General features: G+C 72.1%; 13 protein-coding genes and 1 pseudogene. 9 read left to right on the top strand and 5 right to left on the bottom strand.

All coding sequences use genetic code 11. From position 1 onward, the window contains the following. Nucleotides 1–44: 44 nt before the first annotated feature. Nucleotides 45–185 (top strand): hypothetical protein, encoded by a 141-nt coding sequence (locus C8E84_RS09045; protein WP_159901418.1) that lies wholly within the window; start codon nucleotides 45–47, stop codon nucleotides 183–185. 57 nt (nucleotides 186–242) lie between these two features. Here C8E84_RS09045 and C8E84_RS09040 read toward each other — a convergent pair whose 3' ends face one another. Together C8E84_RS09040 and C8E84_RS09035 are read right to left on the bottom strand one after the other, a co-directional pair. Further along, nucleotides 243–1,376, bottom strand: coding sequence for an NADH-quinone oxidoreductase subunit D (locus tag C8E84_RS09040; RefSeq protein ID WP_159904665.1), 1,134 nt, complete (start codon nucleotides 1,374–1,376; stop codon nucleotides 243–245). A 68-nt stretch (nucleotides 1,377–1,444) separates the two neighbouring features. Further along, the gene (locus tag C8E84_RS09035; protein WP_246196862.1) at nucleotides 1,445–2,422 is read right to left on the bottom strand and encodes an SAM-dependent methyltransferase; all 978 of its coding nucleotides are present in this window, start codon (nucleotides 2,420–2,422) and stop codon (nucleotides 1,445–1,447) included. Between the two features lie 40 nt (nucleotides 2,423–2,462). Between C8E84_RS09035 and C8E84_RS09030 the strand changes: the two genes are divergently transcribed. From C8E84_RS09030 to nadC, 4 genes are read left to right on the top strand one after another with little or no spacing between them, the layout of a single operon-like run. Next, the gene (locus C8E84_RS09030; protein WP_159904663.1) at nucleotides 2,463–3,347 is read left to right on the top strand and encodes a Rossmann-like and DUF2520 domain-containing protein; all 885 of its coding nucleotides are present in this window, start codon (nucleotides 2,463–2,465) and stop codon (nucleotides 3,345–3,347) included. Then, nucleotides 3,344–4,264, top strand: coding sequence for a pantoate--beta-alanine ligase (panC, locus tag C8E84_RS09025; protein ID WP_211675455.1), 921 nt, complete (start codon nucleotides 3,344–3,346; stop codon nucleotides 4,262–4,264). The genes C8E84_RS09030 and panC overlap by 4 nt, the downstream gene beginning before the upstream one ends. A gap of 12 nt (nucleotides 4,265–4,276) precedes the next feature. Beyond that, nucleotides 4,277–5,956 (top strand): L-aspartate oxidase, encoded by a 1,680-nt coding sequence (locus tag C8E84_RS09020; protein WP_159901414.1) that lies wholly within the window; start codon nucleotides 4,277–4,279, stop codon nucleotides 5,954–5,956. Further along, nucleotides 5,953–6,840 carry a carboxylating nicotinate-nucleotide diphosphorylase gene (gene nadC / locus C8E84_RS09015; protein WP_159901412.1) on the top strand — a complete coding sequence of 296 codons (888 nt, stop codon included), beginning with the start codon at nucleotides 5,953–5,955 and terminating at the stop codon, nucleotides 6,838–6,840. Before C8E84_RS09020 ends, nadC begins: the two co-directional genes overlap by 4 nt. 82 nt (nucleotides 6,841–6,922) lie before the next feature. Here nadC and C8E84_RS09010 read toward each other — a convergent pair whose 3' ends face one another. The 3 genes and pseudogenes from C8E84_RS09010 to C8E84_RS09000 all read right to left on the bottom strand — a co-directional run. Continuing rightward, on the bottom strand, nucleotides 6,923–8,620 hold the full coding sequence (locus tag C8E84_RS09010) for a ribonuclease J (RefSeq protein WP_159901410.1): 1,698 nt from the start codon (nucleotides 8,618–8,620) through the stop codon (nucleotides 6,923–6,925). A gap of 303 nt (nucleotides 8,621–8,923) precedes the next feature. Next, nucleotides 8,924–9,613 (bottom strand): class I SAM-dependent methyltransferase, encoded by a 690-nt coding sequence (locus tag C8E84_RS09005; protein WP_159901408.1) that lies wholly within the window; start codon nucleotides 9,611–9,613, stop codon nucleotides 8,924–8,926. 293 nt (nucleotides 9,614–9,906) lie between these two features. After that, nucleotides 9,907–10,770 (bottom strand): annotated as a pseudogene (locus C8E84_RS09000) (DUF3109 family protein); the annotation flags it as partial. A 120-nt stretch (nucleotides 10,771–10,890) separates the two neighbouring features. Here C8E84_RS09000 and C8E84_RS08995 point away from each other — a divergent pair. From C8E84_RS08995 to C8E84_RS08980, 4 genes are all read left to right on the top strand, one after another. Next, the gene (locus C8E84_RS08995; protein WP_159901406.1) at nucleotides 10,891–11,817 is read left to right on the top strand and encodes a Ppx/GppA family phosphatase; all 927 of its coding nucleotides are present in this window, start codon (nucleotides 10,891–10,893) and stop codon (nucleotides 11,815–11,817) included. A 45-nt stretch (nucleotides 11,818–11,862) separates the two neighbouring features. Continuing rightward, entirely contained in the window at nucleotides 11,863–12,651 is a 789-nt protein-coding gene (locus C8E84_RS08990) for a sugar phosphate isomerase/epimerase family protein (RefSeq protein WP_211675734.1), read from the top strand. A 65-nt stretch (nucleotides 12,652–12,716) separates the two neighbouring features. Beyond that, nucleotides 12,717–13,499, top strand: a complete 783-nt coding sequence (locus C8E84_RS08985) for an ABC transporter ATP-binding protein (RefSeq protein ID WP_159901402.1) — start codon at nucleotides 12,717–12,719, stop codon at nucleotides 13,497–13,499. Continuing rightward, nucleotides 13,496–14,236, top strand: coding sequence for an ABC transporter permease (locus C8E84_RS08980; RefSeq protein ID WP_159901400.1), 741 nt, complete (start codon nucleotides 13,496–13,498; stop codon nucleotides 14,234–14,236). Before C8E84_RS08985 ends, C8E84_RS08980 begins: the two co-directional genes overlap by 4 nt. Nucleotides 14,237–14,270: the final 34 nt, after the last annotated feature.

Genomic DNA, 14,270 nt, shown 5'->3' with positions numbered 1-14,270 from the left:
CGCGAACTCTGTTCCTTGCGGGGTGGGAGCCGAGAGGATGGGGCATGGGAAAGAATGAGAAGAAGCAGGCTCCTGCCGAGCAGGAGCCTGACGAGGACCTGACCGTCAACCCGCCCGAGGCCGCACCTGGCCCGCCTGAACAAGAACCCCCGTTGCGGCCGGATGGCTACGGGAGCGGTGTCTGAGGTTGCGAGCCGGTGCCAACCCCGTTCCGCGGGAAGGCCGCAGGGCATCCGGCAGGCCTACTTGTCGACGTCCCCGACGACGAAGAACATCGACCCGAGCACGGCGACCATGTCTGCGACCAGGCACCCGGGCAGCACCTGCGAGAGCACCTGCACGTTGTTGAACGATGCCGAGCGCAGCTTCAGCCGCCACGGGGTCTTCTCCCCGCGCGAGACCAGGTAGTAGCCGTTGAACCCCAGCGGGTTCTCGGTCGCGGTGTACCGCTCACCCTCGGGCACCTTGAGCACCTTGGGCAGCCGCTGGTTGACCGGCCCGGCCGGCAGCGAGTGCAGCCTGTCGATGCATGCCTGCGCGAGGTCCAGGCTCACGTGAACCTGCTCGAGCAGCACCTCCAGGCGGGCCAGGCAGTCACCGGCCGTACGCGTCACGACCCGCCCGGGGCCGTCGGGTGCGAACAGCTCGCCGTACGCCAGGTACGGGGCATCGCGGCGCAGGTCGACGTCGAGCCCACTGGCGCGGGCGATCGGCCCCGAGACGCCGTAGGCGGTGCACGTTCCCACGTCGAGCACCCCCACGCCCCGCGTTCGGGCCTCGAGGATCTCGTTCGACACGATCAGCGACTCCAGATCCGGTAGCCGACGACGAACGGCGGCCACGGCATCCGACACCCGCCCGAGCCACCCGGCGGGCACGTCCTCCTTGAGGCCGCCGACCCGGTTGAACATGTAGTGCATGCGCCCGCCGGACGCCTCCTCCATGACCGCCTGGAGCTCTTCGCGCTCGCGGAAGGCGTAGAAGACCGGGGTGATCGCGCCGAGTTCGAGCGGGTAGGAGCCGAGGAACATCAGGTGTGAGAGAACGCGATTGAGCTCGGCGAGCAGGGTGCGCAGCCAGACGGCGCGCTCGGGCACCTCCATGCCGAGCATCGCCTCGACGCCGAGCACGACGCCGAGCTCGCTGCTGAACGCGCTGAGCCAGTCGTGCCGGTTCGCGAGCACGGTGATCTGCCGGTAGTCGCGCACCTCGAACAGCTTCTCGGCGCCGCGGTGCATGTAGCCGATGATCGGCTCGGCCGAGACGATGCGCTCGCCGTCGAGCACCACGCGCAGGCGCAGCACGCCGTGGGTGGCCGGGTGCTGGGGGCCGATGTTGAGCACCATGTCGGCGGTGGCGAGGGCACCGGCTCCCATCCCGACCTCGAGGGCGCGAGTCGGGGCGGGGATGCCGGTCGCGGGCGAGGTCTGCGAGGTCACCTTCGTCAGTCTGCCGTACCGGCGCGAGTGCCTGCTGGATCGCAGCGGCGCAGCACCCAGTGGAAGGCGCCGAGGCCGTTCGGGGCGGTCAGGACCGCGGCGGCGCTTGATCGGGCAAGGGCTGCGACGTAGCCGGCCGGGTCGGTGCGGGCCGACTCGTGCTCGGGCAGGGCGGCTTTGACCCCGAGCGCGCGCAGGGCGTCGCGTTGAGTGCGCAGCTCGTCGTGGTCGAGCGAGTCGACGGCGACGTGGGCGGTGAGGTCGCACGACCCGTCGGGTACCGGCGCCACGAACGCGCCCGCCCGGTAGGCCGCGAGGGTTCCATGTGTGGGCCGGTCAGCCCGCAGGTGGCCGTAGTCGACGGCCAGCACCGCCCCGCGGCGGACCCGCGAGACCAGGTCGCTCCACGCGGCATCCCGGGTCGACCCGACCTCGACCCGTGCCCCAACCGGCAGGTCGTCCACCGGCCAGTGCTGCGCGCACCACGCGATCTCCTGGTCCGTCGGCACCTCGCCGGGCTCCTCCTCACCCGTCGTCGGGTCGGCGACCACGACCGCCAACTGCCCCGGCGCCACCACCTCGGCCACGGTGCACGGCACGACGTCGAGCCACTCGTGCGCCACGACGAGCACGTCGGTCAGGCCGTCGAGCCCGGGTGGCAGCGAACCGCCGCCCGGCGACCGAAGCCACGCCACGGCATCCGGGATGCCGTTGGGCCGGCTCACGACGTCGACCCCGGTGAGAGCCAGGTCGGGTCGGGCTTCGTGCAGGTGCGTCAGCAGTTCGCCACGGCCACAGCCGATGTCGACGACGTGCGTGGCACCCTCACGGTCGGCGAGGTGGGCGATGGCCCCGGCGAACACGACGCCCAGAGCGCCGTGGGTCGACGTCGTGAAGTGACCCGCTGGCCCCTCGCCGCGACGGTAGAACCCGGCCTCGCCGTAGAGCGCGTCGTGCCACGCCTGCCGCCACGCAACCTTCACGCCAGCACGGTACGCGGTAGCGTGCTCGATCGTGGACGGCATCGAGCACCCCGCCCGCCTCACCGTCGGTGTCGTCGGTGCGGGCCGGGTCGGCTCCGTGTTGGGCGCAGCCCTCGCCAGGGCGGGCCACCGGGTCACCGGCACGTACGCCGTCTCCGACGCCAGCCGGGCCCGGGCCGCCGACCTGCTGCCCGGCGTGCCCCTCAAGGACGTCGCGAGCGTCGTCGAGGGCGCCGAGCTCATCCTGCTCGCCGTGCCCGACGACGCCCTCGCACACCTCGTCGTCGGCCTCGCCGCGACCAACGCCTGGCAGGCCGGCCAGATCGTCGTGCACACGAGTGGCCGCCATGGAGTCGCCGTCCTCGAGCCGGCCCGCGAGCAGCACGTCCTCCCGCTGGCCCTGCACCCGGCGATGACGTTCACCGGCACCGCCATGGACCTCGACCGGCTCACCGACTGCGCCTTCGGCGTCACCGCCGCCGACGAGCTGCGTCCCATGGCCGAAGCCCTCGTCCTCGAGATGGGCGGCGACCCCGTCTGGATCCTGGAGGAGGACCGCACGGCCTACCACCTGGCCCTGGCCCACGGCGCGAACCACCTCGTCACCCTCACGAGCGAGGCCATGGAGATCCTGGCCCGCGCCGGGGTCCCCGAACCGCGACGAGTCCTCGGCCCCCTCATGCGTGCGGCCCTCGACAACGCCCTGCGCCTGGGGGATGCCGCCCTGACCGGGCCCGTCGCCCGGGGGGACGTCGGTACGGTGGAGGACCACCTGCGTGAGCTCGACCGGCTCTCGCCCGAGATCCGGAGGACGTACGTGGCGATGGCGCGAGCAACAGCGCTGCGTGCGCTCGACAGCGGACGGTTGCGCCCGGCATCCGCCGAACCACTCCTCGAAACCCTCGCCGACAGGACCCAGCCGTGAGTGACCAGCAGAGCGCAGCCCCCGTCGTCGCCCACACCCGCGAGGAGTTCAAGGCCGCACGCGAGGCGTTGTCGAGCCGTGACGTCGCCGTCGTCATGACGATGGGCGCCCTGCACGACGGTCACGCCCGCCTCATCCAGGCCGCCCGCCAACGCCATGACCACGTCGTCGTGACGATCTTCCTCAACCCCCTTCAGTTCGGCCCGAAGGAAGACCTCTCGCGCTACCCGCGCACCTTCGACGCCGACATGGAGATCTGCCGCGCGGCCGGGGTCGACGTCGTCTTCGCCCCGACCCCCGACGTCGTCTACCCCGATGGCGACCCCGGCGTGCGCGTCGCCGCCGGCCCGCTCGGCGAAGTGCTCGAAGGGGCATCGCGCCCCGGTCACTTCGACGGCGTGCTCACCGTCGTCGGCAAGCTCCTGCACATCACCGCGGCCCGCAGCGCCTACTTCGGCCAGAAGGACGCCCAGCAGCTGCTCCTCATCCGTCGCATGGTGCGTGACCTCGACTTCCCCGTCGACGTCGTCTCGGTGCCGACCGTCCGCGAAGCCGACGGCCTCGCGATGAGCAGCCGCAACATGTACCTCACCGAGTCCGACCGGGAGGTCGCGCTCTGCCTGAGCGGCGCCCTGCGCGCGGGTGCCGACGCGGCCGCCTTCGGCCCCTCCGCCATCCGTCGCGCCGCCCGCGAGGTGCTCGTCGAGGAGCCGCTGGCCCTCGTCTCCTACCTCGTGCTCGTGCACCCGCACACGCTCGCCGACGTGCCCGAGTGGTACCGGGGCGAGGCCCTGCTCGCCGTCGCCGCCCGCGTCGGAACCACCCGCCTCATCGACAACACCCCCGTGCTCGTCGGGCCGGGCGGGGGCGCACTCGACGTCTTCTCCGACGTCCCGCACGCCCGCGCGGACGTCTGAAAGGCATTCCGGATGCCGTCCGCCCCCCTCACGCTGCCCCGTCGCCTCACCGCCCCCGCACCGGGGTGGACCGCGTCCGCCGACGTCATCGTGGTCGGCTCCGGCATCGCCGGCCTGACGTGCGCCCTGCGGCTGCGCGAGCAGGTCGACCGGGTGCTGCTCGTGACCAAGACGGTGCTCTCCGCGGGCTCCACCCAGTGGGCCCAAGGGGGGATCGCCGCCGTGCTCGACCCCGACGACACCGCGCAGGAGCACCTCGACGACACGTTGGTCGCCGGGGTCGGCCTGTGCGACGTCGAGGCGGTTCGGGCCCTGGTCACCGAGGGCCCCGAACGGGTGCACGAACTCGTCGCCCTGGGGGCCGAGTTCGACCGTGACGCCGGCGGTGAGATCAAGCTGACCCGCGAGGGTGGCCACCACCGCGACCGCATCGCCCACGCCGGGGGCGACGCCACCGGTGCCGAGATCTCCCGGGCGCTCATCGCCGCCCTGCACCGGGTGCTCGACGACCCGGGCATCGAGGTCATCGAGCACGCCCTCGTCGTGGACCTGCTCACCGCCGCCGACGGCGCCGTGTGTGGGGTGACGCTGCACGTCATCGGCGAGGGCCAGGTCGACGGGGTCGGCGCGGCCGCGGGCCGGGCCGTCGTGCTCGCCACCGGAGGCCTCGGGCAGATCTACGCCTCGACGACCAACCCCCCGGTCGCGACCGGCGACGGGATGGCCGCCGCCCTGCGCGCCGGGGCCCGGGTGACCGACCTCGAGTTCGTCCAGTTCCACCCCACGGTGCTGTTCCTCGGCGAGGGGTCGACGGGGCAGCAGCCGCTCATCTCCGAGGCCGTGCGCGGGGAAGGCGCGTTCCTCGTCGACGGTGACGGGGCCCGGATCATGGCCGGACGGCATCCCCTCGAGGACCTCGCGCCGCGTGACGTGGTCGCGCGCGCCATCCTCGACGTCATGCGCGACCAGGGGGTCGACCACGTCTGGCTCGACGCGCGACACCTCGGCGGTTCGTTCCTGGAGCAGCGGTTCCCCTCGATCGTCGCCCGCTGCCGTGAGCTCGGGTTCGACCCCGCCGTCGACCTGCTGCCCGTGGCGCCGGCGCAGCACTATGCCTCGGGTGGCGTCGAGACCGACCTGCTCGGGCGCACGTCGCTCGACGGGCTCTACGCCTGCGGCGAGTGCTCGTGCACCGGAGTGCACGGCGCCAACCGGCTCGCCTCCAACTCCCTGCTCGAGGGCCTGGTCTTCGCCCACCGCATCGCCGACGACATCGCGGCCCGGTTCAGCTCCGGCGACCTGCCGCAGCGTGAGGTCGGCTCGACACCCGGTGAGGATGCCGTGCTCGACGCCTCGCGGCGCATCGAGGTGCAGCGCGCCATGACGCTGGGCTCGGGGCCGGTGCGCTCGGGTCAGTCGACCGCGGGTGCCCAAGCCGCACTCGCGGCACTCGCGGCACAGCCGACCACGGAGGCCGAACCGGGGCCGCTCACCTGGGAGACGACCAACCTGCTGCATCTCGGACAGGTGCTCTCGCGCGTCGCGCACCTGCGCGAGGAGACCCGCGGCGGGCACGTGCGCTCTGACTTCCCCGAGCGCGACGACGCCCGCTGGCTGACCCACCTCACCGCGACGCGCCGGGCCGACGGTCAGGTCGTCATCACCGAACGCCCCGCAGGAGACCCCCGATGAGCGAGCACGTGTTCCCCCTCGACGACGCCCGCCTGCTCGTCGAGCGGGCGCTGGACGAAGACCTCGGCGACGGCACCGACGTCACCACCGTCGCGACCATCCCGGAGGAGCAGGAGTCGGTCTCGCACCTCGTCGCCCGTGCTGACGGCGTCGTCGCTGGGCTGCCCGTCGTCTCGCTCGTCGTCGAGGCGGTCGACGCCCGCCTGGGTACCGGGGTCGTCTGGGTCGACCTGCACGTCACCGACGGGGATGCCGTGGTGCGCGGTGACCACCTCGCCACCCTCCGCGGGTCGACCCGCACGACGCTGATCTCCGAACGTACGATCCTCAACGTGCTCTCGCGCACGTCCGGGGTGGCCACGCACACCCGTCGGTGGGCGGATGCCTTGGCCGGGTCGGGCGCGATGGTGCTCGACACGCGCAAGACGACCCCCGGCATCCGGGCGCTGGAGAAGTACGCCGTGCGCTGTGGCGGCGGCACGAACAAGCGCATGGGGCTCTACGACGTCGCGATGATCAAGGACAACCACAAGCTCGCCGCCGGTGGGCTGACGGCCGCGTACGACAGCATTCGGGCTGCGTTTCCCCACGTCGACATCCAGGTCGAGGTGACGACGACGGCTGAGGCGCTGGAGGCCGTTGCTGCCGGGGCGCGGTTCCTGCTGTGCGACAACATGTCGACCGACCTGCTGCGCACGACCGTGGATGCCGTGCGCGCCACGGGCGAGTACGTCGAGGTCGAGGCCACGGGCGGGCTGACCCTGGAGGTGGCTGCGGCGTACGCGGCGACCGGGGTGGACTACCTGTCGGTGGGGGCGCTGACGCACTCCTCGCCGATCCTGGACATCGCCCTGGACCTCGATCCCGACCCCGACCCGAGCTAGCCCCCAAGCCGACTTATTGCACTGCAGCCACCCGCGGACGGGTGGCTGCAGTGCAATAAGTCGGGTGGGGGAGGAGGGGCGGTCAGGCGTCGACGATGACCGGGATGACGAGGGGGCTGCGCCGGTGGGTGCGGTGCGCCCAGTTCGACACGGCCCGGCGCACGAGGTCCTCGATCTGCTCGAGGTCCTCGATGTTGTCGTTGGCTGCCTTGGTCAGGGCGTTCTGGATGGCCGGGGTCGCACCCGAGAAGTCGACCAGGTCCGGCGGGAAGCCGTGCGCCAGGTAGTCCGGGTCCTCGGTGAGCTTGCCGGTGTCGGGGTCGGCGATGCAGACGACCGTGACGACCCCCTCCTCGGCGAGGGTGCGCCGCACGTGCAGCGTCTCCTCGGTGGCGCCGCCGACGGTCATCGAGTCGACGTAGACCAGGCCCGCGGGCACCGTGCCGGTGATCTTCGCGCGGCCGTCGACGAGGTCGATGACGCTGCCGTCCTGGGCGATGAGGACGCGGTCCTTCTCGGCCCCGGTGCGGATGGCGATCTCGGCGTTGGCCTGCAGGTGACGCCACTCGCCGTGCACGGGCAGCACGTTGGTGGGCTTGAGGATGTTGTAGCAGTACGCGAGCTCGCCGGCACTGGCGTGCCCGGAAACGTGCACCTTGGCGTTGCCCTTGTGCACGACGTTGGCACCCCAGCGGGTCAGCTCGTTGATGACCCGGTAGATGGCGTTCTCGTTGCCCGGGATGAGCGAGGAGGCCATGAGCACGGTGTCATTCGCGGCGATGCTCACGGGGTGGTCGCGGTTGGCCATGCGGGCGAGCGCGGCCATCGGCTCACCCTGCGAGCCGGTGGCGACGATGCACTGCTGGTCGGGGCGCAGCCGGTCCAGGGCCTTGAGGTCCTTGACGACGAGCCCGTCGGGGATGTTCAGGTAGCCCAGCTCGCGGGCGATGCCCATGTTGCGCACCATCGAGCGGCCGACGAACGCGACCTTGCGGCCGTGGCTGTGGGCGGTGTCGAGCACCTGCTGGATGCGGTGCACGTGGCTCGCGAAGCTCGAGACGATGACCCGGCCCTTGGTGTTGCGGAACGCGGTGTCGATGGCCGGGGCCAGCTCGCCCTCGGAGATCATGAAGCCGGGGACCTCGGCGTTGGTGGAGTCGACGAGGAACAGGTCGACACCCTCCTCGCCGAGGCGGGCGAAGGCGCGCAGGTCGGTGACCCGGCCGTCGAGCGGGAACTGGTCCATCTTGAAGTCGCCGGTGTGCAGCACCAGGCCGGCAGCGGTGCGGATGGCCACCGCGAGGCCGTCGGGGATGGAGTGGTTGACCGCGATGAACTCGAGGTCGAACGGCCCCATCGGCCGGCGGTCACCCTCGGCGACGACGACCGAGCGGGGGGTGATCTTGTGCTCGGTGAGCTTGGCCTCGAGCAGCGCCAGGGTCAGGCGGGAGCCGACGACGGGGATGTCCGGGCGCTCGCGCAGCAGGTAGGGCACGCCGCCGATGTGGTCCTCGTGACCGTGCGTGAGGACGATGGCGTCGACCTTGTCGAGCCGGTCCCTGATCCAGGTGAAGTCGGGGAGGATGACGTCGACCCCGGGCTGGTTCTCGTCGGGGAAGAGAACGCCGCAGTCGACGATGAGCAGGCGACCCTGGTGCTCGAAGACGGTCATGTTGCGGCCGATCTCACCCAGGCCGCCCAGGGGGACGACGCGCAGGCCGTTCGGCGGCAGCTGGGGCAGCGACCCGCTGCTCTTGCGCCGCGGTGAGCGGCGGCTCATCGGGTGGCCTGCGCTGCGGGGGAGATGGAGATCGTGGGGTGGTGACGCGTCACGGGGGGCCTTCCGGCTGGGGGATCGATGGCTGCGCACCACAGTGCGCGGGGTGGAACAGGTCTGGGTGGGCGGCTCGCGCCCGACAAGGCGAGTCTGCCACCGCAAGGCGCCGCGACCGGCATCCGGCAGCTCGCCGGCGCACAGGTCGAGTGAGCGCAACACGCTGCTCGCGGTTTTCCCGCACGGCATGTTGCGCTCACTCGACTCGTGGTGGCCGCCGGTCGGTGGCCCGGTCGGGTGCGGGTCGTCTCAGAAGCGCTTCCAGCGCAGGGCCACGGCGTAGTCGACGGTCAGTGTGTCGTGGGTGGCCAGCACGGCGTCCGCCACCGCCGGCGGGAGCTCGATGCGGGCGACGGCGTCGAGGTCCTCGCGGGTGTCGAAGGTCCACTCGATCGTGAGGTGGTCGGTGGTGAACCCCTGCCGGTCCCAGAACCGCTGCACCCCGGCCGGGTCGTAGGCCGGGTACGCACGGCTGAACCACGCGCCGAACGTCGACCGGGTGACGTCGTTGTCCACGATGAACGCCGTCCCGCCCGGGCGCAGTACCTTGGCGAGTTCGCTGAGGCCCGGCTCGCAGCCCGCGCCGAAGAAGTAGGCCCAGCGCGCGTGGGCGACGTCAACGCTGCTGTCTCGCAACGGCATCCGCTCGGCGTCACCAGCGATGACGGATGCCGTTGGCCCACCGTCCGCTGCGGAGGCGAGTCGGGCGCGCGCCCGCTCCACGAGCGGCATGTGCGGCTCGAGCCCGACGACCTGGGCTCCGCGGGCGGCGAAACGGGGGAGGTGGAAGCCGGCTCCGCAACCGACATCGAGCAGCACTGAACCATCCAGGGGATGGATCGCGTCGAGAGCCAGGTCGATGAGCCCTGCTCGGTCGGACGCGAGGTTCTCGACTTCGTAGACGTCGGGGGAGTCCCAGATGTTGGGGCTGCGGATCACGACGTCGGGGACGTCTTGCCCGAGGCCTTGGCAGCAGGCTTGCCCGAGGTCTTGGCAGAGCCCTTCGCCACCGGTGCCGCAGAGGCAGGCGCTGCTTGCACGACCTTGGCTGCCTTGACGGACTTGGTCGCCTTGGTGCTCGCACTGGCCTTCGAGGGCGCACTGGCCTTCGTGGTTGACGTCGCTCTGGTGGCCGAGCCGACCTTCGTGGTCGAGGCGGCCTTGGCCGTTCGGGCGGCAGCCGTCGTCGGCCTGCGCCGGGGCACCCTGGTGCGGCGCCCACCCACCGTGCCGGCCTCGACCGTGGCCGGGTGCACGAGCAGCGGGATCAGCTGCCGAGCCCCCGCCGAACGGGCCCGCTTGGCCGTGTCGAGGTGGGCCTCGCAGCGCAGCACCAGGGCGGCGTAGGCGGCCTCACCCATGAGGGCCGTGAGCTCGGCCCGGTTGCTGCGGTACACGGGCTCGGCGCCGACGTGGGCCTCGGTGTTCGACGAGCAGTACCAGTCGAGGTCGTGGCCCCCCGGCCCCCACCCGCGGCGGTCGTACTCGGCGATCGTCACCTCGAGGTAGGAGGTGTCGTCGGGGCGCTCGACGGTGCGGTACGACCGGCGGATCGGCAGCTGCCAGCAGACATCGGGCTTTGCCTCGTGCGGCGGTCGGCCGGTGAGCACCGCGTGCTGGTGCAGCGCGCAGCCGGCGCCGGCGGGAAAGCCGGGGCGGTTGAGCATGATGCAGGCGCCGTCGACCACCTTGGTCTTGCGGGCGGCATGCGACGTGCCCGACCCGACGGACCCCTCAGTCCCCTCAGCCGCCTCTGCCACCTCCGGCGCGGCCTCGAGCTCGGTCCAGGCCGAGGGGCGCGACGGGTCCTTGTCGCCCCGCTTGCCGCGGCCGGGGTGGTACTGCCACTCGTCCTCGCCGAGCTCGGCGACGACGGCACGCACCCGCTGGAAGTCCTCGTCGTCGGTGAAGTGCGCGCCCAGCGTGCAGCACCCGTCGTCGGGGCGATCGGCGTAGATGCCCTTGCAGCCCGAGCCGAAGATGCACGTCCAGCTCGACGTCAGCCAGGTGAGATCGACCCGGAAGCGCTGCTCGGGGTTCGCGGGATCGGGCAGCTCGGCCCAGGTGCGGGCGATGTCCAGCGGCGTCTCGGGCACGCGACCACCCTATGGGCCACCCGCCGCCCCGTCCCCATGAGCCGCCCACCCTGCTGGCTGTGGCCGGCCCCACCGTGCCGCCCTATGGGCCGGCTCCCGAGCAGCGACTACGTTTGGCGCATGCGCCTCGGGGTCATCGACGTCGGATCGAACACGGTCCACCTGCTCGTGGTCGACGCGCACCCCGGAGCCCAGCCCCTGCCGGCGACGAAGCACAAGATCGACCTGCGCCTGTCCGAGCAGGTCACCGACGACGGGCTCATCGGCAAGGAGGGCAGCGACCGGTTGGCCACGTTTGTGCAGGAGTGCCTCGAGGTCGCCGAGCACCAGGGCGTCGAGAACCTCAGCGGCTTCGTCACCAGCGCGATACGGGAGGCGCCCAACGGTCACGAGGTGCTGCTCGAGGTCAAGGAGCGCACGGGCGTCGTGCTCGACGTGCTCAGCGGGGCCGACGAGGCCCGCCTGACGTTCCTCGCCGCGCGCCGCTGGTTCGGCTGGTCGGCCGGCACCCTGCTCGTGGCCGACATCGGCGGCGGCTCGCTCGAGCTCGCGATGGGCATGGACGAGGACCCCGACGTCGCGGTGTCGCTGCCACTCGGCGCTGGCCGGGTGACGCGGGACCTGCTGCCCGGCGACCCGCCCAGTGCGGATGCCGTGCGTGAGGCGCGGCGGCTGGTGCGCGCCTCGATCGCTGCCGAGCTGCGTCCGCTCGCCAAGGCCGGTGCCCCCGACCACGCCGTCGGCACGTCGAAGACGATGCGCTCGCTGGCGCGGATCTGCGGTGCCGCTCCCAGCAGCGAGGGGATGTATGCCTCCCGGGTGCTGCCGCGCGCGCTGCTCACCGAGAAGCTGCCCGAGATCGCCGCCATGACGGCTGCCGAGCGCGCCGACCTACCGGGCGTCTCGGCATCCCGCGCACACCAGCTGCTCGCCGGTGCCATCGTCGCCGAGGCCACCATGGACCTGCTCGGCCTCGACGAGCTCGAGATCTGCCCGTGGGCGCTGCGTGAGGGCATCATCCTGCGCCACCTGGACAGGCTGAGCTGAGCCGTGGCGACCCGCGGCCGTGGCGCGCGCACCGGGACCCATCTCGTGGGAGTACCGGCGCCCCTGATCGGGCTGTCCACGTCGTCGGTCTACCCCGAGGGGTGCGCCGCCGCCTTCGAGCTGGCCGCCCGGCTCGGCTACGACGGCGTCGAGATCATGGTCTGGACCGATCCGCTGACCCGCGAGGCCGGTGCGCTGCGAGCGCTCGCCGAGCTGCACGGCATCCGGATCCTGTCGATCCACGCCCCGACGCTGCTCGTGACGCAACGGGTCTGGGGCAACGACCCCTGGGTGAAGATCGACCGGTCCATCGAGCTGGCCGCCGAGGTCGGTGCCGACACGGTGGTGCTGCACCCGCCGTTCCGGTGGCAGCGGGAGTACGCGGCGGGGTTCATCGACGGGGTGGCGCTGCGCGAGCACGACACCGGCATGCGGCTCGCGGTCGAGAACATGTACCCGTGGCGGGGGCCGCGCTCGCGCGAGGTCGAGGCGTACCTGCCGCACTGGGACCCGGTGCCGCAGCCGTACGACCACGTGACCCTCGACCTCTCGCACACGGCGACGGCGGGCTCGGATGCCGTGGGGATGGTTCACGATCTCGGCCCCCGGTTGGCGCACCTGCACCTCGCCGACGGGGTGGGCTCGCCGCGCGACGAGCACCTGGTGCCCGGGCGGGGGACGCAGCCCTGCGGTGAGGTGCTGGAGCTGTTGGTGGACTCGGGGTTCGGCGGCCACGTCGTCGTCGAGGTGGGCACGCGGCGGGCCTCTGCGGCCCAGCGCGAGCTCGACCTCGCCGAGTCGTTGGCGTTCGCGCGCCTCCATCTCGCCACCTGACCGTCCGCGAGGTGGATCGCACCCGCTTGTCCTGACGGCCGGGGAGGTGCAGAATTCATCAAGTGATGAATAACACGGACGGTGATGCGATCGTCGTCGAGCACCTGCGCGTGGTCCGGGGGTCGCGCGAGGTCGTTCCCGACCTCGACCTGAGAGTGCCCCGCGGGCAGGTCGTCGGGCTGCTCGGGCCGAGCGGTGGCGGCAAGTCCACGCTGATGCGGGCCGTCGTCGGGGTGCAGGTGGTGGCCGGTGGTCGCGTCGTCGTGCTCGGTGATGATGCCGGGTCTCCCGCGCTGCGCCACCGCGTCGGCTACGTGACGCAGTCGCCCAGCGTCTACGGCGACCTGTCGGTGCGCGAGAACGTCGACTACTTCCGGGCCGTCCTGGGCGCCCCCGCGGATGCCGTGGACCGCGCCATCGCGGCCGTCGACCTCACCAGTCACGCAACCGCCCCCGTCGACAACCTCAGCGGGGGCCAGCAGGCCCGGACGAGCCTGGCCTGCACCCTCGTCGGCGACCCCGAGGTGCTCGTGCTCGACGAGCCGACGGTCGGGCTCGACCCGGTGCTGCGGCGCGAGCTGTGGGCGATCTTCCATCGGTTGGCCGACGAGGGTCGCACCCTCTTCGTGTCGAGCCACGTCATGGACGAGGCGGTGCGCTGTGACCGCCTGGTGCTGCTGCGCGAGGGCCGGGTGCTCAGCGACAGCACGTTGCCCGAGTTGCTCGAACGCACGGGGGCGCCCGACGCCGAGGCGGCCTTCCTCGCCCTCATCGACGCGGCGGATGCCGTCCAAGCGGCCCACGCGGCCGGCGCAGCCGACGCGACCCAGCCCGAGGACGCGGCGTGAACGCCCACATCACGCTCGCGACGGCATCCCGAATACTGCGCCAGCTGCGCCGCGACCACCGCACGCTGGCTCTCATGCTCGTCGTCCCGTGCGTGCTGCTCGGGCTGCTCGCGTGGATGTACGTCGACGCGCCCGGGGAGGTCTTCAACCGGATCGGGCCGGCGCTGCTCGGGGTCTTCCCGTTCGTCGTCATGTTCGTCGTCACGAGCATCGCCACCCTGCGCGAACGCACCTCCGGCACCCTTGAACGGCTGCTCACCACGCCCCTGGCCAAGGGTGACCTCATGCTCGGGTACGCGATTGCCTTCGGGGCCGTCGCCGTCGTCCAGGCGCTGGTGGCCACGGGGTTCGCGGTCTGGGTGTGCGGGCTGGACATCGCGGGGCCGATCTGGCTGCTCGTCGTCATCGCGCTGCTCAACGCCCTGCTCGGCACGGCGCTGGGCCTGCTCGCGAGCGGGTTCGCGCGCACCGAGTTCCAGGCCGTGCAGTTCATGCCGGCCTTCGTGCTGCCCCAGTTCCTGCTGTGCGGGCTGCTGCTGCCGCGTGACCAGCTGCCCTCGGTGCTCGGATGGATCTCCGACGTGTTGCCGCTGTCCTACGCCGTCGACGCGATGAAGGACGTCACGGTGCTGGCCGATCCGCTCGCCGACGTGCTGCCGAGCCTGGCCGTCGTGACCGGCTGGATCGCCCTGGCCCTGGTGCTGGGGAGCCTGACGCTGCGCCGCCGCACCCCCTGACCCATCCCCCAGGGTGGGCTCGGCGGCGCTAGCC

This window comes from Ornithinibacter aureus (assembly GCF_009858245.1).
GTDB classification, from domain to species: Bacteria; Actinomycetota; Actinomycetes; order Actinomycetales; family Dermatophilaceae; genus Fodinibacter; species Fodinibacter aureus.
The sequence above is the reverse complement of the archived record's forward strand: the minus strand, read 5'-3'. Positions and strand labels throughout refer to the sequence as shown.